Raw genomic sequence first — 19,707 nt, 5'->3', positions numbered from 1 at the left:
GCCAGCCGTCAGCGGGCCGGGGGGAGTTGGGCAAGGAGGGCGGGGCCGGTCCAGGCGGGGGTGGCGGCGGGGGCGGCGGCCTCGGCCCGGCGGACGAGGGTGATCAGGCGGGCGTTGGCGGGGGCGGTGAGGCCGTGGCGTTCGGCGAGGGCGACGATCTCGCCCTGGAGCGAGTCGATCTCGGTGGGGCGGCCGCGCTGGAGGTCCTCCCACATCGAGGAGCGGGCGGTGGCGTCGATCCGCAGGCTCGCCCCGGCCAGCCGCTGGAACAGGGCGTCGGGCAGGCCGAGCACCCAGGGCATCAGCCCCGGCGGCACCGGGCCGAGCCGCGCCGGTGCGACCCCGGCGGCCCGGAACGCCGCCAGCGCCTCCCGCTGGCAGCGCGCCACGCACCGCCGGAACGCCCGCTGCCCGACCTGCTCGCGCAGCGGAAGCCCGGAGAGCGCGTTGACGGCGTTGTTGAGGTTCAGCAGCAGCTTGGCCGCCTGGACGGCCGGCATGTCCGGCCGCAGGTCCAGCCGGAGCCCGCTCGCCCGGGCCGCCCCGGCGAGGGCGGCGGCGCCCTCCCCCGCCGCCAGCATCAGCGACCCGCCGCTGCCCTGGTGAACGGCGGCGGGCCCGGTCCGCACCACGTTGTACGGGACCATGCCGGCCAGCACCCGGTGGGCGGGCAGCGCGGCCGCGAGCACCCGGGTGTTGCGCAGGCCGTTCTGGAAGCTCACCACCACCGTGTCCGGGCCGAGGTGCGGGGCGAGTTCGCGGGCGGCGGTCGCGGTGTCGGCGGACTTCACGGTGACCAGGACGTGGTCGGCGCCGGCCACGGCCGCCGGGTCGGTGGCGGCGGTCAGGCCCCGTACCTCGCGGCGGGCCCCGCCCGGGCCGGTGAGGGTCAGCCCGGCCGCGTCGATCGCCGCCATCGCCGCCGGCCGCCCGATCAGGGTGACGTCGGCGGTCGCGGCGAGCATGCCGCCGAGGTGGCAGCCGATGGAGCCGGCGCCGAACACGGCGATCCGGAGCCTGCGTTGGGCGGGGGTGGCGGGCACGGGGGGCTTCTCCGAGGGGTGGGCGGACGGGGAAGGCGGACGGGGAAGGCGGGGACCGTCAGTCGAAGAGGTCGGGGTCGGAGGCGGTGATCTGGTCCCACAGCGGGCGGGCCTGGAACCAGCCGGCCAGCGGGGTCCCGACCTGGCCCCGGGTGATCAGCGCGGTCTCCCGGTCGATCGGCTTGGGGGTGCCGGCCGCCATCGCGAGCAGCTGCGCCTGGCAGGAGCGCTCCATGGTGACGAACCACCAGACCGCCTCGGCCACGGACTGGCCGACGGTCAGCAGGCCGTGGTTCTGCAGGATGACGGCCTTGTGACTGCCGAGCGCGGCGGCAACCCTCTTGCCCTCCTCGGTGTCGGTCACGACGCCCCGGTAGTCGCTGTACAGGCCGTGGTCCTCGAAGAAGGCGCAGGCGTCCTGGGTCAGCGGGGCGAGCGGGATGCCGAGGCTGGAGAAGGCCTTGCCGTGGAGCGAGTGCGAGTGGGCGGCGGCGACCGCGTCGGGGCGGGCGGCGTGCACCTGGGAGTGGATGGCGAAGGCGGCCCGGTTCACCGGGCGGGTGCCGTGCAGCAGGGTGCCCTCGTGGTCGACCAGGATCAGGTCGGAGGCCTTGATCTGGCTGAAGCTCATGCCGAACGGGTTCACCCAGAACCGGTCCGGGTGCTCCGGGTCGCGGACGGTGATGTGCCCGGCGACGCCCTCCGAGAAGCCGAACCGCCCGAACAGTCGGAAGCCCGCGGCGAGTTGCTCCTTGCGGTACCGGCGCTCCTCCCCCACCGAGTCGAACACCGGCGGCAACGGCAGGGTGACCCCTTCGGGGGCGGGGCCCACGACGCCGATCGCCGCGTACGGGTCGGCGGGCTGCTGCGGTACGGGCATGGCGGCTCCTCGGGGTGCGGTCGGTCCGGTCAGGGGTGAGGTGTCACGCCGGATTTCCGGCGGACGTACGGAAGCGGTGGAGCAGTTCGCGGGCGGGCGGGCTGTCGGCGTCGAAGGCCTGCATGCCGTGGAGGTCGGACGGCACCCCGGGGCCGGCGAGCCAGACGCCGTGGCAGCTGAAGCAGAAGGAGACCTCGAAGAGGAGCCCGCCGGGGCCGTGCGCTCGGATCCCGTACCCGGGCGCGAAACAGCGGCGCAGTTCGCCCTCCGGCAGCTCGCCCATCAGGTCGAGGGCCTGCCGGAGGTGCTCGGAATCCCAGACGGTGAGGACCTCGCCGGTGACGGAGTCCGAGCCGTAGGCGCTCCTCGGATCCGCGATCCGGACCACTTCGATGAGGACGGTCTGCGAGGCGACGTCGGGGAGCAGCATGCGAACAGGATCACAGAGCGGGACTGTTCCCGGGAAGGTGTCGTCACTCCAGCCGGTGGCGGACGTCGCGGTTGCGCTTGTACTCGCGCATGAGCGCGAGGAGGTTGATCAGAGTGCTCGCCGGAACGTTGCCGATGTCGACCAGGCGGCGGCCGTGGAGGTTGATGTCCCCGGGGATGGCGGACGGCCAGAGGAGGCCGAACTCACGGCCCTCGGTGCGGAGTTCCACGATGAGCTCGGTGACCTGGCGCGAGGTGAGGTGGAGCAGGGCCGGGTCGGCGGGGTGGATCGGGTGGTGGGCGCTCACGCGGCACCGTCCTGCCGCAGCTCAAACCAGACGGTTTTGCCGAGATGCTGCGGGTCGACACCCCAGCGGTGGGTGAGGCCGGCGACGAGCTGGAGGCCCCGGCCGGTCTCGGAGAGGAGGGCGTGGGGGCCCAGGGTCGGGGGGAGTGGACTGCGGTCGGAGACGGCGACGCGGAGGGTGTCGACGCGGTGGTCGATGAGGATGACCGGGGAGGTCGTCTCGCCGTGGCGCCAGGCGTTGACGATGAGTTCGACCATGGCGAGCTCGGCGTCCGCGATGAGGGAGGGCGGCCAGCCGGCGCTGGCCATGCCGTCGCGGAGGGCGTCGCGGGAGAGGGTGAGGGAGGGGGAGTTGATGTTGCGCACAGTGTCTCCCGATGGGGGAAAGGGTGAGACCGGCGGATGCGTCGCCGTGAACGAACCCACTGGACATGGGTGTTCTTCGGTGCCCGAGCGGCGTTACTGACGATCCGTTCGGTGATCGGTGCATCACAGACTGTAGGGCATAGGACGGTACATGTGCGAGCACTTCTCACACATGTACCCCTAAATGCGGCTGGACTCGCTGTAGTGCCCCGGTGGATGCTTGGGCACATGCCACCTACCCCAAGTGCACGCAAGCAGCGGGTTGGCATCGAGCTGAGGAAGATGCGCGATGCCGCCGGTACGACCACCACAGAGGCGGCCACCGTCCTTGGCGTGGATCGCACGAAGATCACACTCATCGAGCAGGCGACCTACTCCGTGTCTCCCGAACGAGTGGTCGCGCTGGCTCAGAAGTACGGCGAAGCCGACTCCGAGTACGTCGAGGCCCTCGCGGCGATTGCGGGCGACAAGACCAAGGGTTGGTGGGAGGAGTATCGCGGATCGGTTCCGCAGGGCTTCCTCGACATCTGCGAGTTCGAGCACCATGCGAAGGGCATGTACTCGTACCAGATCTGCCATCCGCCGGGCCCCATGCAATCGGAGCGCTACAGTCGCGCGATCTTCCAGGACAACCAGGTCCGGTTGACTCCGCGCGTCGTTGAGACGCGTGTCGAGCAACGGATGCTGCGATCCGAGATGTTGATGGCGAAAGGCACCCATCCATACACGGCGATCGTCCACGAGGCGGCTCTTCGCATGCAGTTCGGCGGCCGTGACGTGGCGCGGGAACAGCTGGACTGGATGCTGGAGTTGTCCCAGCTGCCACATGTCACGCTTCGAGTGATCAGCTTCGCGGCTGGAGGCTTCAAGGGACCCGGCCAGGCCATCTACTACGCGAACGGGCTCGTACCCAGGCTCGACACCGTCAGCTATGACTCCATGGAGGGCCCGATCTTCCTCCATCTGGCTGAGCACCTGGAGGAGTACCGCGCAGTCGTTGAACAGATGGCTGACAGGTCTCTCTCGGTTGCCGACTCCCGCGATCTGATCGCGAAGATCAAGAAGGAGATATAGCCGATGGAGAACCGTTCCTGGACCCGGCCCAACGCGTGCTCCAATGCGGGCAACTGCCCAGAGGTAGCAATCACCACCGACGCCGTCTATGTCCGCAGCAGCCTCCTGCCCGACGCCGTCGCCCAGCTCACCCCCACCGAATGGCGCGACCTCGTCTCCGCCATCCGCGCGGGCGAGTTCGACGTCTGACGCCTCCCCCGCCGCACCGGCCGGCCCGCTCCACCCTCCGGCCGGTGCCCCGGCGGCCCCGATTCGGCGCACGGGCACTGAGCTGCTAATATTTCATTCAGCGCGAGGAACATGAGCCCTCGTCAGGCGTCAGCGGTGCTACCAGAGCACGTCCTACTTTCAGTAGGAAGAGTCCGTGCAACCCGGGCCTGGCGCTCCATCACCGGAAGGGTCCGGCACCACACAGGTGCCGGACCCTTTCGCGTTCCCCCCGGCACTTAATCACTCGGCATCCTCTCCCCCGACTGACATCGTGGCGGGCATGGACCAGACGAAGCCACCCGTTCCCGACCTGCACAGCAGCATCGAACAGAACCTCGCCGAGCACGCCTGCCACCTGCACCGCCACCTGGAGCACGCGACCGTCACCGAGACCGCCGACCTCGTCGTCGCCGACAGCGGGCTCGACGACGACACCTTCAACATCGTTGCGGCGGCACGCTTCACCGCCGACACCGCTCCCTCCCGGATCGCGGAGACCGTCCGGACGCTCACCGGGACCGGCCGCCCCTTCTCCTGGTGGGTCAGCCCCGCCACCACTCCCCCTGATCTCCCCGCCCTCCTCTCCGCCGCCGGCCTCCAGGCCTCCGAGACCGAGACCGGGATGTGCCTGGACCTGCACACCGCCCCGCCGGAGCCGTCCGCCGACGGCCTGGACATCCGTCTCGTGACGACTCCCGAACAACTCGCCGACTACGCGACGATCGTGGCGGCGAACTGGGACCCGCCGGCCGCCACGGTCCGCCGCTTCTACGCCGACGCGACCGAGTACGCCCTCTCCCCCGACTGCCCCGCCCGCTACCTCGTCGGGTACGTGGCCGGGCGACCGGTCTGCTCGGCCGAGGTCTTCCTCTTCGCCGGGGTCGCCGGGATCTACAACATCGCGACCCTCGCTTCCGAGCGCCGGCGTGGCTACGGCGGAGCCGTCACCCTGGCCGCCCTGCGCACGGCCTACGACGCGGGCTACCGCACCGCGGTCCTCCAGGCCTCCTCCGACGGTGAGCCCGTCTACCGCCGCCTCGGATTCCGGCCCTGCGGCGGGTTCACCGAGTACGCGGTCACCCCCTGAGCCTGCCCGCCCGGCCTCGTGGCACCGCGATTCGGCACACCGGCACTGAACTGCTAATATTCCTGATGTCGCGAGGGACATGATTCCTCGTCAGGCGTCAGCGGTACTACCAGAGTACGTCCTACTTTCAGTAGGAAGAGTCCGTGCAACCCGGGCCTGGCGCTCCACAGTCGGAAGGGTCCGGCACCACACAGGTGCCGGGCCCTTTCGCGTTCCCCACCCCGGCGACAAGGGCCGCGCCCGCCGGCCCGGTCGCCCCCGAACCACGATTCGGCACACCGGCGTTGAGCTGCTAATCTTTCTTCTGTCGCGAGGAACATGATTCCTCGCCAGGCGTCAGCGGTGCTACCAGAGCACGTCCTACTTTCAGTAGGAAGAGTCCGTGCAACCCGGGCCTGGCGCTCCATCACCGGAAGGGTCCGGCACCACACAGGTGCCGGACCCTTCCGCGTTCCCCATCCCGGCGAGGACGGCAACGGCCCTCCCGTACCGGTGTTGATCTTTTGTCTACCAACTGGCGGTGCAATGACGCCACGGCCCGCGATCCGGCCGTGTCGAGTATCCAGTTCGGAGAACCCATGGAAAAGCGCCGCTCTCACCGCCGCTACCTGAGCGCCCTCCTGGCCTTATTCATGTCCCTGGGCCTCGTCGGCCTCCTCGCCCCGGCCGCGAGCGCCGAAGCGGACTCCTCGTGGCTGTCGTTCACCGCCGACAAGCGGCCGGACCTGTGCCTGGACGCGTCCAACGGCACCGGGCCCAAGGTGCAGCTGTGGACCTGCAACGGCTCCGACGCGCAGATCTGGTACTGGAACGGCGGCCTCTACCAGATCCGGAACAAGGCGACCGGCAAGTGCCTGTCCATGGAGGGCGGTCGGACGGACCAGCAGACGCCGCTGGTCCTCGACGCCTGCTCGAACCGGAAGAACCCCACGCAGAGCTGGTGGTACTACAACTCCAAGGGGACGCCGATCTACACCACCGAGGGCAACAAGCTCTGCGTGGACATCCCCAACGGCAACTTCGCCGAGGGCGTCCAGCCGTGGGCGTACGGGTGCAACAACTCCGACGCGCAGAAGTTCAACGCCGAGTGGCCCAAGGCCGTCAGCGACAAGGACTGGCTGCAGGCCTGCGCCCAGGGCTACTTCCCGGGCGACCCGAACAACACCGCCAACTGCACCTACCGGAGCGAGAGCTACACCCAGGGCTTCACCGACTACCAGCGCGGGGAGACCCACAGCAACTGCGCCCCGGGGAAGACCACGGCCGACACCATGTCCCTGAGCTTCCGGCAGTCGCGGACCTCCGAGGACAGCACGTCCGTGTCGGTGGGGCTGTCCACCTCGCCGGGGATCCTGGGCTCGCTCATCACCAAGGTGTCGCTGAGCATCGAGACCCAGTACGGGCACAAGTGGTCCTACACCAACGAGTACACCGGCACGCGCCAGGTGACCGTCAACCCCGGCCGGAAGGGCGCCCTCTACGTGCGCGTCGCGCACGCCGACAGCACCGGGACGTACACGGTGACGCTCAAGAACCCGGTCAACGGGGTCGCGAAGCGCGAACTGCGGAGCAGCGTCAAGCTCAACGCCCCGAGCGACGTCAACTGGTACGAGACCGCCTCGTACGAGGTCGGCTGCGGGCAGGAACTCCCCGCCACCGTCAACGACATCCCCAGCGGCGGCGGTGACCGCGGCACCCACGGCGCGGGCAACAACGGCCAGCGCGGCGGCCACCCCGACGGCTCCTGGGTCACCCTCGTCAACCAGGGCACCGGCCGGGCGGTCGACTCCGCCAACGGCGCCTTCGGCGACGGCAACAAGATCCAGGCCTGGAACCAGCACAACCCGAACGAGGCCTCCCAGGGCTGGCGGCTGGACCGCAAGGGGGACACCGGCGACGGCGTCCCGCAGTACGCGCTCACCAGCCGCCTCCGGGACGCGCAGGTCCTCAACCTCGCCGGCTCCAACAACCGCGACGTCCAGCTCTACCACTGGGACGCCACCGCCAACGGCATGTGGGCCTTCTTCGGCAAGGGAGACGGCTGGTACGAGGTCTACTCGGTGGCCGAGCGGAACAAGTGCCTGACCGACAACGGGTACGGCAACCAGATCACCATCGAACCGTGCACCGGGCGCGCCGAACAGCGTTGGGGCACCTACCTTTACTGACCCGGATCACCCGGCCCCGGCGTTCGCCGTCGTGAGCCGGAGCCCCCGGGACACGAACCCGCCCCCGCCGGATCGTCCGGCGGGGGCGGGAAGGTGTCGCCGGAGGCTCAGGGGGCGGCGGGGGCAACCACGTCCCAGAGCTGACGCGGGCTGTCGTCACGGAGCGCCTTCACCACGTTGGCGCCGTTGCTCTGCGCCGCGATGACGTAGTCCTGGTCCGTGGCCTCGGCGATGACGTACCTGTCGCCCGTCCGGTCGATCTGCCACTGCTGGGTCGGGATGTTGGGGTTGCACGCGACGAGCGGGATCGGCGTGCCGGGCTCCGCGAACGCCTGGAGGCACTTGTCGGGCTTCCCCTTGGACTCGATCAGGTAGCCGCCGGGGGTCGGGCGGAGGATCCAGTCCTGCCAGACCGTGCCGTTGGCCTGCCAGGTGATGGCGTCGGTCCCGTACTTGGCGGAGTCCAGGAAGCCGTTCACGGACTCGTTGTAGAAGCGCACTTCCTGGCCGCCGACGCGCACTTCGCCCGCCGAGGCGGGCGAGGCCGAGGCCACCGCGCCGGTGACGGCCAGGGCGGCGGTCGCGACGGCAGCCGCCTTCTTGATGCTGAACAAGGATCTCTCCTTCTGCGAGGGTGATTCCTCGAATTCCGTGACCGCGTACAGGGCCACGGAGCCGAGGGAACCACCCGCACCGGGCGCCCGCAACGGCAAGTAACCCGGGTGGAGTCAACGCACGAATCGCATTGCCCCGTCTGCCGCAGCGCGGAGTTGCGCCCGGGCTCCCCCTCCCTCCGGCGCAGTCCCTCGGCTCACCATTACGCCAGTCCTATTTGCGCATGATCAGAAAAAGGCCTGATCTCATCCTCTGCGAATTCCCGGAACGGAAGCCGGTTTTCCGCCACCGGGGGCCGGGGTAGGGCCGAGACGTTCGCATCCCGACCGTTTCATCATCACGGCGGGCGCGAAATCCTTGATGCTTTCTTATCGGAAGGACACCCTCATGCACAGGACCCTCCGCAACGCCCTCGCCACCGTCATCGTGACGGGTGCGCTCACCACCGCCGCCGCTCCCGCCGCCCTGGCCGCCGAGCAGACGCCGCCGACCGCGGGGGTGCAGGCGGAGCTCCGCAACCCGAAGACGATCAAGGTGGCCGACTACAACCAGGCCCGCGGCACCCTGATCAACGCCGGCAGCAAGACCGCCGCCAAGTCCCACCCGGCGCACGGCACGAAGGACGTCCCGGTCTCCCACGGCGTCAGCCTGCTGGCGGAGGCCCGCGACGAGTTCCGCGCCGCCGACAAGAACCTGCCGGCGAGCCAGAAGAGGTCCGACATGTCGATCCCGCACTACAACGCCATCCACAACGCGGCCAACACGATGCACATCGACACGTGGTGACACCGCCCCGCTGAGCCCGAACGCCCCGGCCCTCCCCCGGACTTCGGAGGAGGGCCGGGCCGGACTCAGCCCTCCGGGGGCTTGGGCTCCTCCCGGGGCGCGCTCAGGCTGCCGTCCGGGTGGACGTCGAAGACCGTGAGCTTCCTGCGGCCGGTGATGGTGATCCGGTCCGGGCCGGACCAGTCGGCGCGCACGAAGTCGCCGCCCCGGGTGTCCCAGATTCCCATGCTCCAGTGGCGGGCCGACCAGCCGCTGCCGGCCACCAGCTCCACCCGGTAGACCGGGTCGATCGAGGCCACGTTGGTCATGGTCAGCACCCGGTCCGGGTGGCCCGGGGCGGCCGTCCGCGCGGTCCGCCCCTCGCCGCTCACGAGCGCCAGGAACGCGATCAGCGGCCCACCGAAGACCAGTGCCACCATGGCGACGGCGCAGCCGATCTGCGACACCCAGGTCCGGAACTCCATCCCGATGTACAACGCGACGGCGGTCAGCACGACCGCCGTCCCGACCAGCAGGACCGGGTGGTCGAGCCAGCGCTCGACCACCACGAGCCCTCCCGACCGGGACTCGTACCGACCCACCGCGTAGGCCAGCAGCGCCAGGAGCGCCGCCCCTCCGAGCCCCCACACGATCCCTCTGCGGCGTACCGCTGTCACCTTCGCCCCCCGGCGGTTCTTGACCGAACTTTGGCGCGGACCCTACTACAGGCCCGCTACCGCGGCCGGGGCGTGGACGACGGGCCGGCCGGCGTCCCGTCCTCGCCCACAGTGAAGACCTGGACCTCCTTCTCCGAGGTCACCGTGATCCGGTCCGGGCCCGACCACTCGGCCCTGAGCAGGCGTTCGCCCGGCCCCCTGGCACCGAGGGACCAGTGGCGCGCCGACCAGCCGCTGCCGGTCAGCAGCTCCACCCGGCGGTCCGGCTCGAACGAGTCGGCGGCATCGGTGAAGACGAGCACCCGGTCCGGGTGGCCCGGGGCGGCCTCCCGCGCGGTCCGCACCCCGGAGTCCCCGGCCGCGAGCGTCGACAGCGCGAGCGGCACCCCGAGCAGGACCAGCGCCACCAGGCCGCCGGCCAGGCCGACTTGCGACTCCGGCGTACGGAAGTCCAGCTCGACGATCAACGAGACCAGAACCAGCACGACCGTCGCCCCGACCAGCAGGACCGGCCGGTGGAACCAGAGTTCGAGCTCCACCAGCCCACCCGAACGGGAGGCGTGCCGGCCCACCAGGTAGGCCGACAGCGCCACGAGCGCCACGCCTCTGAGCCCCCACGCGATCCCTCTGCGGCGTACCGCTGTCACCTTCGCCCCCCGGCGGTTCTTGACCGAACTTTGGCGCGGACCCTACTACAGGCCCGCTACCGCGGCCGGGGCGTGGACGACGGGCCGGCCGGCGTCCCGTCCTCGCCCACAGTGAAGACCTCGATCTCCTTCTCCAAGGTCACCGTGATCCGGCCCGGACCGGACCACTCGGCCCTGACGAAGCCATCGTCCTCCTCCCAGGTGCCGAGGCCCCAGTGACGGGCCGACCAGCCGCTGCCGGCCACCAGCTCCACCCGGTAGACCGGATCGATCGAGAAGGCGACGTCGGTGACGCTCAGCACGTGGTCGGAGCGGCTCGGGTCGGGCTTGCGGTCGACCAGCCGGCCGTCGCCGCCGAAGACGTACGCCAGGCCGCCGACCGCCGCCCCGATGACGAGCAGCGGCGACAGGACGGCCGCGAAACCGATCTGCGCCCACCTGGTGCGGAACTCGACCTGGGCCACCGCCGAGGCCATGGCCAGGGTGACGGCCGTGCCGAGCAGCAGCACCGGGTGGTTCAGCCAGCGCTCGACCTCGACCAGCCCGCCCTGGCGGGAGGAGAAGTAGCCCGGCAGGTACACCAGGAAGGCCGCCAGCGCCGCGCCACGGAGCCACCAGACGACCTGCCCGCGGCGCGTCACCGTCATTTGCTCCCCCCGGAGTTGCCCTTTGCCGGGACTTTACTACGGGGGTGCCGGGCGGCCCGGACGGCGGGTGCTCCGCTGTCCGGGCCGCCCGGCCTGGTCACTCCGCGCTGGTCACCCGGCGCTGGTCACTCGGCCCTGGTCACCCGGCGCACCGGCGATACCCCCGTCACCGCCGGTAGAAGACGCTCCGCGACCAGAAGTAGCCGACCAGCGTCAGCGCGGTGCACCAGGCGAGGGCGATCCAGGCGCTGCTGCCGATCCCGGTGCCCAGCAGCAGCCCGCGCAGGGTCTCGATCATGGGCGTGAAGGGCTGGTACTCGGCGAACCAGCGCAGCGCCGTGGGCATGGAGTCCGTCGGCACGATGGCGCTGCCGATGAAGGGCAGGAACTGCAGCGGCATCGGCATGTTGCTGGCGCTCTCGACCGTCTTGGCCACCAGGCCGATGCCGGCCGATATCCAGGTCAGGGCGATGGTGAGGAAGAGCAGCAGCCCAGCCGCGGCCAGCCACTCCACCGGTCCGGCGTTGGGCCGGAAGCCCATCGCGAGGGCCGTGCCGACCACCAGCACCAGCCCGATCATGGTCTGGATGACGCTGCCGACCACGTGCCCCGCCAGGAAGGCGGAGCGCGATATCGCCATCGTGCGGAAGCGGTTGACGATGCCCTCGGTCATGTCGGTGCAGATGCCGATCGCGGTGACCAGCGCCCCGGACGTGGCCGCCATCAGCACGATGCCGGGCGTGACGTAGTCGATGTAGTGGCCGCCGCCGATGCCGGCGCCCAGCGTGCTGCCGTAGGCGTAGTTGAAGAGCAGCAGCATCATGACCGGCGTCACCACGACCGCGAAGGTCAGGGACGGGTACCGCAGCGCGTGCTTGAGGTTGCGGCGCAGCATGGTCAGCGAGTCGCCGAGCGCGTGGCCGGCGGTACTGGTGGCTGTACGCGTGGCCGTGTGCGTGGCCGTGCTCATCGCGTGCCCTCCCCGGTCAGTTGGAGGAACACGTCGTCCAGGTCGGCCGTCTCCACGACCAGCGACTCGGCCTGCACGGACGCGTTGTCGAGGGCGTCCAGCACGGCCTTCACCGTGAGGACGGAGTTGTCCCCCGGGATCTCCAGCCGCAGCGCCTCGGTGTCGGCCGTGGCGTACGGGAACAGGGCGGCGGCGGCGGCCAGCGAGCCGGCGTCGGTGAACCGGAGCCGGATCCGCCCGCCGGGGGTGTACCGCTTCAGCTCCTCGGCCGTGCCCTCGGCGACGATCCGGCCGCCGTCCAGGACGGCTATCCGGTCGGCGAGTTGGTCGGCCTCCTCCAGGTACTGGGTGGTGAGGAAGATCGTCACCCCGTGGTCGGCGACCAGGCTCCGGATGATCTCCCACATGGTGCGCCGGCTGCGCGGGTCCAGCCCGGTGGTCGGCTCGTCCAGGAAGATCACCCTCGGGTCCCCGACCAGGGTCATCGCGAGGTCGAGCTTGCGCCGCATGCCGCCGGAGAAGGTGGCGACGGCCTCGCGGGAGGCCTCGGTGAGGTCGAAGCGCCGCAGCAGCTCCTCGGCCCGCCTCCGCCCCTCCCGACGGCGGAGGTGGTTGAGGTCGGCCATCAGCAGCAGGTTCTCCTCGGCGGTGAGCAGGTTGTCCACCGCGGAGAACTGGCCCGTCACCCCGATCGCCTTCCGCACCCCGTCCGCCTCGCGTTCCACGTCGTGCCCGGCCACCCGGGCCGAGCCGCCGTCGGCGGGGATCAGGGTGGAGAGGATCTGCACGGTGGTGGTCTTGCCGGCGCCGTTGGGCCCGAGCAGGGCGAACACGCTGCCCGCCGGAATCTCCAGGTCGATGCCCCGCAGGACCGCCTTGTCCCCGTAGGACTTGGTGAGCCCCGTCGCCGAGACCGCCGGGAGCGAACGGACCGCCGCGTCCGCCGGGGCCGCCGCGTTCGCCGCCATCACGCCCGCCGGACGATGACGTTGCCGACCTGGGTGCGGCCGCGGACCTCGACCGTCTCCACCGCGTCGCCCGGGCCCTTGGTGGGGCCGAGGTCGTTGCGGACGCCGCCGACCTTGCTGTGCACGTCGAGCCAGGCCGCCGTGCCCTCCGCGATGCCGACCTCCACGTCCCCCACGCTGGTCTGCAGGGTGACCTGGCCGCGGACCACCCGGCCGACCCGGATGTGGCCGTGCGCCGACTTGGCGGTCACGTTCCCCTCGGCCTGGCCGACGTGGATCCGGCCGTTGGAGGCGTTGGCGTGCAGCTCGCCGCGGACCTCGTCGATCTCGGTGTCGCCGCTGCTGTTCTTGACCGTCAGCCGGCCGCCGACGGAGCCGATCTCGATCCGGCCGGCTCCGGAGACCTCGGCGTCCCAGGCCGTCCCGCCGAGCCGGATGTCCCCGAAGCCGCTGTCGAGCCGGGCGCTGTCGGCGTGCTCGACCTGGATCCGGCCGAGCGAGGTCTTCAGCCGGCAGGCGCCGAGCGCCCCCTCGGTGACGAACTCGGCCATCGGGGACTCGCTGTGGACCTCGGAGCCGACCGGCAGCTCGACCAGGATCTCGACCGCGCCCTTCTTGCCGCTGAAGACGGAGCGCTGCTTGGGCGCCTTGATGCCGAGCCGGCCACCCGAGAAGTCGACCTGGGTCTGCTCGGCGGCCTTGACGTCCGCCTCCTTGGCCGGGTTGGCGGGCCGGACCTCGACCACGGCGTCGGTGCGCTTGCTCGCCTTGATCCAGACCGAGCCGATGTCGAACTCGAGGATGGCGGAGATCGGTCCGTCGGTCTCGTACGTAGGCATGGCTGTCCCGTCCTCTTGACTCGTGTGGGTGTCCCCGCTGGTCGGAGCGGGGGTGACGTCGAAGGTGCAGAAGGTGGTGCGGGAGGTGCTGCGGGCGCTACGGAGCTGTCAGTGGACCCAGCCGGTGAAGCCCTGGCCGCCCATGCTGCGCGGGACCCGGCTGCCCGGGTCGGCGACCGGCCGGCGGGCCGGCTCACCGCCCTCCAGGGCGCCGGCCAGGGCCCGGACCAGCCAGGCGTTGAGCGAGAGGCCGGCCTCGACGGCGGCCTCCTCCGCCCGGGCCTTGAGGTGGGCGGGCAGCCGGAGGTTGATCCGGGCGGTGCCCGTCTCGTCCGACTCCGACGCCACCGGAGGCACCACCGGTGGCACCACGGTCGGCACGACTGGTGCCACCGGCGCCGACGGTGGTGCCATATCGCCGTGGAAGGCATCCGATCCGGGCGGCGCCGTCACCACGAACTCCGGGTCGAGTCCGCGCAGGCGCACGTCCACCGAGCCGGGGGCGAGGTCGCGGGTGACTTCTCCCATGGCCGCCGACAGCGCGTTGAGCAGGGTGAGCCGCACGGCCGACTCCAGCGGGAGCGTCAGCCGCTCGGCCAGCGCGCGGGCTTCGTCCCCGCCCGTGGCGGCGGCCACCGCGAGCTCGTTCCGGAGGTTTTCCACATATGGCGTGAGGTCCATGGCCGTAAGCATGGCACAGCGATGGCACCATGTCGAGCATTTATGGCACCACTGTGGCGCCATCACCCGAACGGCGGTGACGCCAACCCGTGCCGGAACACGGAACCGCCCCGCCGACCCCCGGGAACGAGGGGGTCGACGGGGCGGTTCACCAGGGGAAACGCGGACCGCGGGAAGGTCAGGCCTGCTGCCAGCCCGCCAGGTAGGCGTCGATCTCCCCGGTCAGCCGGGTCTTGCCCGCCCCGTCCAGGAAGGAGGCCTCGACGGCGTTGCGGGCCAGCCCCGCCACCCCGGCCTCGTCCAGGCCCAGCAGCCGCGCCGCCACCGCGTACTCGGTGTTGAGGTCGGTGCCGAACATCGGCGGGTCGTCGCTGTTGACCGTCACCAGCAGTCCGGCGTCCACCATCCGCTTGATCGGGTGGTCCTCGATCCGCTCCACGGCCCGGGTGGCGATGTTGGAGGTCGGGCAGACCTCCAGCGGGATGCGGTGCTCGCCCAGGTGATCGAGCAGCGCCGGGTCCTTCACCGCCTGGGTGCCGTGCCCGATGCGCTCGGCGCCGAGCATCCGGATCGCGTCCCAGACCGTCTCCGGCCCGGTGGTCTCGCCCGCGTGCGGCACGCTGTGCAGGCCGGCCGCCCGGGCCCGGTCGAAGTACGGCTTGAACTGCGGGCGCGGCACGCCGATCTCCGGGCCGCCCAGGCCGAAGCTGACCAGGCCCTCGGGGCCCAGCTCGGTGGCCAGCCGGGCGGTCTCCTCGGCGGACCGCAGCCCGGCCTCGCCCGGGATGTCGAAGCACCAGCGCAGCACCACGCCGAGCTCCTTCTCGGCGCGCAGCCGGGCGTCCTCGATCGCCTCCATGAAGGCGACCTCGGGGATGCCCCGGCGGACCGAGGAGTACGGGGTGATGGTCAGCTCGGCGTACCGGATGTTCTGCCGGGCCATGTCCTCGGCGACGCCGTAGGTGAGCGCGCGGACGTCCTCGGCGTCCCGGACCAGGTCCACCACGCTGAGGTAGACCTCGATGAAGTGCGCGAAGTCGGTGAAGGTGAAGTACTCGGCGAGCGCCGCCGGGTCGGTCGGCACCTTGGAGTTCCCGGCGTACCGGGCGGCCAGCTCCGCGACGACGCGCGGCGAGGCCGAGCCGACGTGGTGGACGTGCAGCTCCGCCTTGGGCATCCCGGCGATGAACGCCTCGATGCTCCGGTCGGTGGAGCCGATCCGGCTGGTGTGGGGGACGATCCGACTTCCGTCCGGCTGGACCACGGTGGTTCCCTTCTTCCTTCTCCGTGCTTCTACGCGCGTATCGCGAAGTTCGGCCCAGGATAGGCCCACGCCGGGGGCGCCGTCCCCGGTTCACCCCCCGAGCGCGACCGCCACGGTGTGGATCAGCAGCCCGGCCAGGGCGCCGACCACGGTGCCGTTGATCCGGATGAACTGGAGGTCGCGGCCGACGTTGGCCTCGATCTTGCGGGAGGCGTCGTCGGCGTCCCAGCCCGCCACCGTCTCGGAGATCAGCGAGGTGATCTCGGTGCGGTAGGTGTCGACCAGGTACTGGGCGGCGTCCTGGATCCAGCCGTCCACCTTGGCCTGGAGCTTGGGGTCGGTGGCCAGGCGCTCGCCGAAGCGGCGCACGCCGTCGCGGATGCGCCGGCGCAGTTCGCTGTCCTCGTCCTCGGCCGCGCCCATCACCAGGGTGCGCACGGCCGCCCAGGTGGAGTTGATCAGGTCCTGCACCTCGGGGCGGGCCAGCAGCTCGCCCTTGGCCCGCTCGACCCGGGCGATGGTCTCCGGATCGGTCTGCAGCTCGGTCGCGAAGTCGGCGAGGAAGTTGTCGATCGCGCCGCGGGCCGGGTGGTCCGGGTCGTCCCGGATCTCGGTGACGAACCGCATCAGCTCCTTGTAGACCCGCTCGCCGACCTGGTGGTCGATGAACCTGGGCGTCCAGCCCGGGGTCTTCTGGGTGACCTTCTGGACCACCTCCTCGTGGTTGGTGGTCAGCCAGCCGTGCGCCCGGACGGCGACCAGGTCCACCACCCCGTGGTGCCCGCCGTCCGCGACCACCTTGCCGAGCATCCGGCCCATCGGCTCCGCCACCGAGGTGGCCGCGGCCCGCCTGGTCACCGCCTCGGCGACCACCGCCCGCACGTCGTCGTCGCGGAGCACCGCGAGCAGGCCGCGGAGCGCCGCCGAGGCCTCCTTGGTGACCCGCTCGGCGCTGCCCGGCGCGGCCAGCCACTCCCCCAGCCGGCGGCCGATGCCGAGCGCCGCCAGGCGGCCGCGGACCACGTGGCCGGAGAGGAAGTTCTCGCCGACGAAGTCGCCGAGCGAGCGGCCGAAGGCGTCCTTCTTGGTCGGGATGATCGCGGTGTGCGGGATCGGCAGGCCGAACGGCCGGCGGAACAGCGCGGTCACCGCGAACCAGTCGGCCAGCGCGCCGACCATGCCCGCTTCGGCGGCGGCCGCCACGTACCCGGCCCAGGGGCCGGCGCCGGCCGCCTTGGCCCAGGTGGCCAGGGCGAAGACCAGGGTCGCGAAGGCCAGCAGGCCGGTCGCGATGGTCTTCATCCGGCGGACGCCGCGTCTCTTCTCCTCGTCGGCCGCGGTGAACCGGACTCCGGGGCCGGTCCCGCTGAAGGCATCGTCACTCACCCCGCCAGTCTGCCCGTTGCCCGGCGCGGACGGGGGCGCGCATCGCGATCACGCGCCCCAGGGGCCTCACAGGCCGGGCGAGGAGGGGCCTCACTCCCCGCCCAGCACCATCCGCCGCACCTCCGCGCCCGCCCAGCGCTTCGGGTCCGTGCACCGCCGCCCGTCCAGCAGCACCCGCACCCCCGGCAGGTCCACCGGCGCCAGGTCCCGGTACTCCGGGTGGTCCGCCTGCAGCACCGCCGCCACCACCGGCTCCCCGCCGTACGGCGGCAGCCCGAGCGCCGCCAGCTCCTCCGCCTCGTACAGCGGGTCGCTGACGTACGGCCGCGCGCCCGCCGACCGCACCGCCTCGACCAGCGGGAACACCCCGGAGTACGCCGTCTCCTTGACCCCGCCCCGGTACGAGGCGCCGAGCACCAGCACGCCCTGCCCGGCGATCCCGCCCGGCACCGCGCCCGCCAGCACGCCCACCGCGTACCCCGGCACCGCCAGGTTGGCCTCGCGCGCCGCCCGGACCACCGTCGCCCCCGGGTCGTTCCACAGGTACAGCCGCGGGTACACCGGGATGCAGTGCCCGCCGACCGCGATGCCCGGCCGGTGCAGGTGGCTGTACGGCTGCGAGTTGCAGGCGTCGGCGATCTCCGCGAAGTCCACCCCGACCTCGTCCGCGTAGCGGGCGAACTGGTTGGCCAGCGCGATGTTCACGTCCCGGTACGTCGTCTCGGCGAGCTTGCTGAACTCGGCCGCCTCCACCGAGGCCAGCTCCCAGACGCCGTTGGGCCGGGGCAGGTCGGGGCGCGGGTCGAAGTCCAGCACCGCCCGGTAGAACTCGGCGCCGCGCCGGGTGGAGGACGCGTCCAGGCCGCCGACCAGCTTGGGGTAGCGCCGCAGGTCCGCGAAGACCCGTCCGGTGCGGACCCGCTCCGGGCTGAACACCAGCGCGAAGTCCGTCCCGGCCGCGAGCCCCGACCGGGCCGACAGCCGCGGCGCCCAGCGCTCCCTGGTGGTGCCGACCGGCAGGGTGGTCTCGTAGCTGACCAGGGTGCCCCGGCGCAGCCCGGCCGCGACGGCGTCGGTGGCCGCGTCCAGCAGGGCGAAGTCCGGGCTGCCGTCGGCGGCGGTGACCAGCGGGACGACCACGACGACGGCCTCGGCCCGGGCGACCGCGGCCGCGGTGTCGGTGGTGGCCCGCAGCAGGCCCTCGGCGACGACCCGCTTGAGCGCCTGGTCCAGGCCCGCCTCCCGGGGGAACGGCGGCACGCCCCGGTTGACGCTGTCCACCACGCCCGGCGCGATGTCCGCGCCGGTCACCCGGTGGCCCTTCAGCGCGAACTGCACCGCCAGTGGCAGGCCCAGCTTGCCCAGCCCGACCACGCAGACGTCCAGGCTCATCCCCGTCCTCCGTTCACCGAGTCGGCCAGCCGGCGCCACGCCGGGTTCCTCCGCAGCCCGCGCCGCACCTGCTCCGGGACGAGACCGCGCCACAGCTGCCGCGCCAGGTCCAGCGGCCCGGCGGCCGCCTCGACCTCCGCCACCGCCGCCTCCTCGCGCAGCAGGAACAGCTCGTCCGGCAGACCGAGCCGGGCGTCCCGGAACGCCGGGTAGCCCGCGTACTGCCGCCGTCCGTCCACCACCACCGGCGGATCGCCGTGCGCCGCCTCGTAGCGGACCTGGTCGCGCAGCGCCTCCGGCCGTACCGCGCAGGCGAGTTCGAGCCGCACCCGCTCGGCGACCGGCAGCCGGTGGTACACCTCGCGGGCGCCGAACCGCTCGACCAGCCGGGCGGTCTCGACGCACACCCGCTCCTGCATGTCCGCGGTCAGCAGCAGGAAGCCCTCCCGCAGCAGCCGGGGCACGTCCCAGCCGAAGCTGCGGGCCCGGATGGCGTCCAACTCCTCGCCCGGCTCGGCCAGTTCGACGGCCACCTGCTGCAGCGCGGCGATCCCGCGCAGCCGGTCCAGCACCCCGGCCCGCTCGGTGACGTTGCCCCGGTCCTCGCGCAGCACCAGGAAGTAGCAGTCGTAGGAGGCGAGGACGGACACCCTGGCCGCCCGCAGGCAGGCCTCCAGGGTGAACGGCTGGTCCGAGAAGACCTTCAACCCCTCGTCGCGGCGCAGCCCGTGGCGCCGGACGAGGTCGAGCCGGAACAGCTTGGTGTCGGCCAGCGCCCAGGCCAGCGCGGAGTCGGCGAAGCCCACCGACTCGGCGTCGGCGTGGAAGATCCCCTGCGGCACCAGCCGCCCGTTCACCCCGACCTGCTTGGGCACCACCACGTCCGAGCCCCAGGCGTCGGCGGCCGTGACCAGCCGTTCCAGCGCCTCCTCGCCGAGCCAGTCGTCCGCGCCGAGGAACAGCACGTAGCGGCCGCGGGCCAGCTCCAGGCCACGGTTGGTCGGGCCGGCCGGGCCGCCCGAGTTGGACTGGTGCACCACCGTGAACAGCCCGGGGTGGCGGGCGGCGTACTCGTCCAGCAGCTCCCCGCCGCCGTCCGTGGAGCCGTCGTCCACCGCCACCACCTCCAGCCGCCCCGGCGCCAGGGACTGCCCGACCAGCGAGTCCAGGCAGGCGGTGAGGTACGGCATGGTGTTGTAGACCGCGACCACCACGGTCACGTCGGGTACGGCCATCGGGTGGCGGGCCTCCGGTTCCGGACATCGGCGAGTGATGCCGGGTCAACTCACGGT

22 protein-coding genes are annotated in these 19,707 nt (G+C 71.8%); 5 read left to right on the top strand and 17 right to left on the bottom strand.

What is annotated here, in order from left to right; all coding sequences use genetic code 11:
• Positions 1–8: 8 nt before the first annotated feature.
• The 5 genes from ACFVXH_RS25595 to ACFVXH_RS25575 are packed head-to-tail and all read right to left on the bottom strand — an operon-like array spanning position 9 to position 3,025.
• Positions 9–1,043 (bottom strand): 2-dehydropantoate 2-reductase, encoded by a 1,035-nt coding sequence (locus ACFVXH_RS25595; protein WP_387827425.1) that lies wholly within the window; start codon positions 1,041–1,043, stop codon positions 9–11.
• A 58-nt stretch (positions 1,044–1,101) separates the two neighbouring features.
• Complete coding sequence (locus tag ACFVXH_RS25590; protein WP_387827422.1) at positions 1,102–1,923, bottom strand: class II aldolase/adducin family protein; 822 nt, start codon at positions 1,921–1,923, stop codon at positions 1,102–1,104.
• Between the two features lie 43 nt (positions 1,924–1,966).
• Entirely contained in the window at positions 1,967–2,353 is a 387-nt protein-coding gene (locus tag ACFVXH_RS25585) for a hypothetical protein (protein ID WP_049650290.1), read from the bottom strand.
• A gap of 43 nt (positions 2,354–2,396) precedes the next feature.
• Entirely contained in the window at positions 2,397–2,660 is a 264-nt protein-coding gene (locus ACFVXH_RS25580) for a hypothetical protein (protein WP_074005068.1), read from the bottom strand.
• Positions 2,657–3,025 (bottom strand): ATP-binding protein, encoded by a 369-nt coding sequence (locus tag ACFVXH_RS25575; protein ID WP_387827418.1) that lies wholly within the window; start codon positions 3,023–3,025, stop codon positions 2,657–2,659. Before ACFVXH_RS25575 ends, ACFVXH_RS25580 begins: the two co-directional genes overlap by 4 nt.
• A gap of 228 nt (positions 3,026–3,253) precedes the next feature.
• Between ACFVXH_RS25575 and ACFVXH_RS25570 the strand changes: the two genes are divergently transcribed.
• The 4 genes from ACFVXH_RS25570 to ACFVXH_RS25555 all read left to right on the top strand — a co-directional run bounded on the left by ACFVXH_RS25570 (position 3,254) and on the right by ACFVXH_RS25555 (position 7,564).
• Complete coding sequence (locus tag ACFVXH_RS25570) at positions 3,254–4,099, top strand: DUF5753 domain-containing protein (RefSeq protein WP_380743785.1); 846 nt, start codon at positions 3,254–3,256, stop codon at positions 4,097–4,099.
• A gap of 3 nt (positions 4,100–4,102) precedes the next feature.
• Positions 4,103–4,288 (top strand): DUF397 domain-containing protein, encoded by a 186-nt coding sequence (locus ACFVXH_RS25565; RefSeq protein WP_380743787.1) that lies wholly within the window; start codon positions 4,103–4,105, stop codon positions 4,286–4,288.
• A gap of 343 nt (positions 4,289–4,631) precedes the next feature.
• Complete coding sequence (locus tag ACFVXH_RS25560; RefSeq protein WP_387827600.1) at positions 4,632–5,396, top strand: GNAT family N-acetyltransferase; 765 nt, start codon at positions 4,632–4,634, stop codon at positions 5,394–5,396.
• Between the two features lie 578 nt (positions 5,397–5,974).
• Entirely contained in the window at positions 5,975–7,564 is a 1,590-nt protein-coding gene (locus ACFVXH_RS25555; RefSeq protein ID WP_387827414.1) for a ricin-type beta-trefoil lectin domain protein, read from the top strand.
• 107 nt (positions 7,565–7,671) lie between these two features.
• Here ACFVXH_RS25555 and ACFVXH_RS25550 read toward each other — a convergent pair whose 3' ends face one another.
• On the bottom strand, positions 7,672–8,178 hold the full coding sequence (locus tag ACFVXH_RS25550; protein ID WP_380743791.1) for an RICIN domain-containing protein: 507 nt from the start codon (positions 8,176–8,178) through the stop codon (positions 7,672–7,674).
• Positions 8,179–8,566: 388 nt separating this feature from the next.
• On the opposite strand from ACFVXH_RS25550, the gene ACFVXH_RS25545 reads away from it, so the two are divergent.
• Entirely contained in the window at positions 8,567–8,965 is a 399-nt protein-coding gene (locus tag ACFVXH_RS25545; RefSeq protein WP_198959475.1) for a hypothetical protein, read from the top strand.
• 65 nt (positions 8,966–9,030) lie between these two features.
• Here the strand turns inward: ACFVXH_RS25545 and ACFVXH_RS25540 are convergent, their stop codons facing one another.
• The 11 genes from ACFVXH_RS25540 to ACFVXH_RS25490 form a co-directional block, all read right to left on the bottom strand.
• Positions 9,031–9,594: a hypothetical protein gene (locus tag ACFVXH_RS25540; RefSeq protein ID WP_074005061.1), complete on the bottom strand. Its 564-nt coding sequence runs from the start codon at positions 9,592–9,594 to the stop codon at positions 9,031–9,033.
• An 83-nt stretch (positions 9,595–9,677) separates the two neighbouring features.
• A complete protein-coding gene (locus tag ACFVXH_RS25535; RefSeq protein ID WP_387827409.1) occupies positions 9,678–10,214 on the bottom strand; it encodes a hypothetical protein in 537 nt (178 codons plus the stop codon).
• Between the two features lie 110 nt (positions 10,215–10,324).
• Positions 10,325–10,915: a hypothetical protein gene (locus ACFVXH_RS25530; RefSeq protein ID WP_049650298.1), complete on the bottom strand. Its 591-nt coding sequence runs from the start codon at positions 10,913–10,915 to the stop codon at positions 10,325–10,327.
• A gap of 166 nt (positions 10,916–11,081) precedes the next feature.
• Positions 11,082–11,885, bottom strand: a complete 804-nt coding sequence (locus ACFVXH_RS25525) for an ABC transporter permease (RefSeq protein ID WP_387827406.1) — start codon at positions 11,883–11,885, stop codon at positions 11,082–11,084.
• Positions 11,882–12,853 (bottom strand): ATP-binding cassette domain-containing protein, encoded by a 972-nt coding sequence (locus tag ACFVXH_RS25520; protein WP_387827597.1) that lies wholly within the window; start codon positions 12,851–12,853, stop codon positions 11,882–11,884. Before ACFVXH_RS25520 ends, ACFVXH_RS25525 begins: the two co-directional genes overlap by 4 nt.
• Positions 12,853–13,692: a DUF4097 family beta strand repeat-containing protein gene (locus ACFVXH_RS25515; RefSeq protein WP_049650301.1), complete on the bottom strand. Its 840-nt coding sequence runs from the start codon at positions 13,690–13,692 to the stop codon at positions 12,853–12,855. Before ACFVXH_RS25515 ends, ACFVXH_RS25520 begins: the two co-directional genes overlap by 1 nt.
• 108 nt (positions 13,693–13,800) lie before the next feature.
• A complete protein-coding gene (locus ACFVXH_RS25510; RefSeq protein ID WP_387827403.1) occupies positions 13,801–14,373 on the bottom strand; it encodes a toxin-antitoxin system HicB family antitoxin in 573 nt (190 codons plus the stop codon).
• 178 nt (positions 14,374–14,551) lie between these two features.
• Complete coding sequence (locus tag ACFVXH_RS25505; protein ID WP_375874793.1) at positions 14,552–15,592, bottom strand: adenosine deaminase; 1,041 nt, start codon at positions 15,590–15,592, stop codon at positions 14,552–14,554.
• Positions 15,593–15,727: 135 nt separating this feature from the next.
• On the bottom strand, positions 15,728–17,023 hold the full coding sequence (locus ACFVXH_RS25500) for a DUF445 domain-containing protein (protein ID WP_387827400.1): 1,296 nt from the start codon (positions 17,021–17,023) through the stop codon (positions 15,728–15,730).
• A gap of 90 nt (positions 17,024–17,113) precedes the next feature.
• On the bottom strand, positions 17,114–18,409 hold the full coding sequence (locus ACFVXH_RS25495; protein WP_049650311.1) for a nucleotide sugar dehydrogenase: 1,296 nt from the start codon (positions 18,407–18,409) through the stop codon (positions 17,114–17,116).
• Between the two features lie 2 nt (positions 18,410–18,411).
• The gene (locus ACFVXH_RS25490; protein WP_053111993.1) at positions 18,412–19,650 is read right to left on the bottom strand and encodes a glycosyltransferase; all 1,239 of its coding nucleotides are present in this window, start codon (positions 19,648–19,650) and stop codon (positions 18,412–18,414) included.
• Between the last annotated feature and the right edge of the window lie 57 nt (positions 19,651–19,707).

The organism is Kitasatospora sp. NPDC058184, from assembly GCF_042883725.1.
Taxonomy (GTDB): domain Bacteria; phylum Actinomycetota; class Actinomycetes; order Streptomycetales; family Streptomycetaceae; genus Kitasatospora.
Note: the sequence above shows the minus strand (reverse complement) of the source record. Positions and strands in the feature narration are given on the sequence as shown.

Bases quoted from the DNA above. Each gene is read 5' to 3' on its own strand.
- ACFVXH_RS25585 (WP_049650290.1), bottom strand. From the start codon at position 2,353: ATGCTGCTCCCCGACGTCGCCTCGCAGACCGTCCTCATCGAAGTGGTC.
- ACFVXH_RS25590 (WP_387827422.1), bottom strand. From the start codon at position 1,923: ATGCCCGTACCGCAGCAGCCCGCCGACCCGTACGCGGCGATCGGCGTC.
- ACFVXH_RS25515 (WP_049650301.1), bottom strand. From the start codon at position 13,692: ATGCCTACGTACGAGACCGACGGACCGATCTCCGCCATCCTCGAGTTC.
- ACFVXH_RS25570 (WP_380743785.1), top strand. From the start codon at position 3,254: ATGCCACCTACCCCAAGTGCACGCAAGCAGCGGGTTGGCATCGAGCTG.
- ACFVXH_RS25510 (WP_387827403.1), bottom strand. From the start codon at position 14,373: ATGGACCTCACGCCATATGTGGAAAACCTCCGGAACGAGCTCGCGGTG.
- ACFVXH_RS25530 (WP_049650298.1), bottom strand. From the start codon at position 10,915: ATGACGGTGACGCGCCGCGGGCAGGTCGTCTGGTGGCTCCGTGGCGCG.
- ACFVXH_RS25525 (WP_387827406.1), bottom strand. From the start codon at position 11,885: ATGAGCACGGCCACGCACACGGCCACGCGTACAGCCACCAGTACCGCC.
- ACFVXH_RS25565 (WP_380743787.1), top strand. From the start codon at position 4,103: ATGGAGAACCGTTCCTGGACCCGGCCCAACGCGTGCTCCAATGCGGGC.
- ACFVXH_RS25490 (WP_053111993.1), bottom strand. From the start codon at position 19,650: ATGGCCGTACCCGACGTGACCGTGGTGGTCGCGGTCTACAACACCATG.
- ACFVXH_RS25555 (WP_387827414.1), top strand. From the start codon at position 5,975: ATGGAAAAGCGCCGCTCTCACCGCCGCTACCTGAGCGCCCTCCTGGCC.
- ACFVXH_RS25545 (WP_198959475.1), top strand. From the start codon at position 8,567: ATGCACAGGACCCTCCGCAACGCCCTCGCCACCGTCATCGTGACGGGT.
- ACFVXH_RS25520 (WP_387827597.1), bottom strand. From the start codon at position 12,853: ATGGCGGCGAACGCGGCGGCCCCGGCGGACGCGGCGGTCCGTTCGCTC.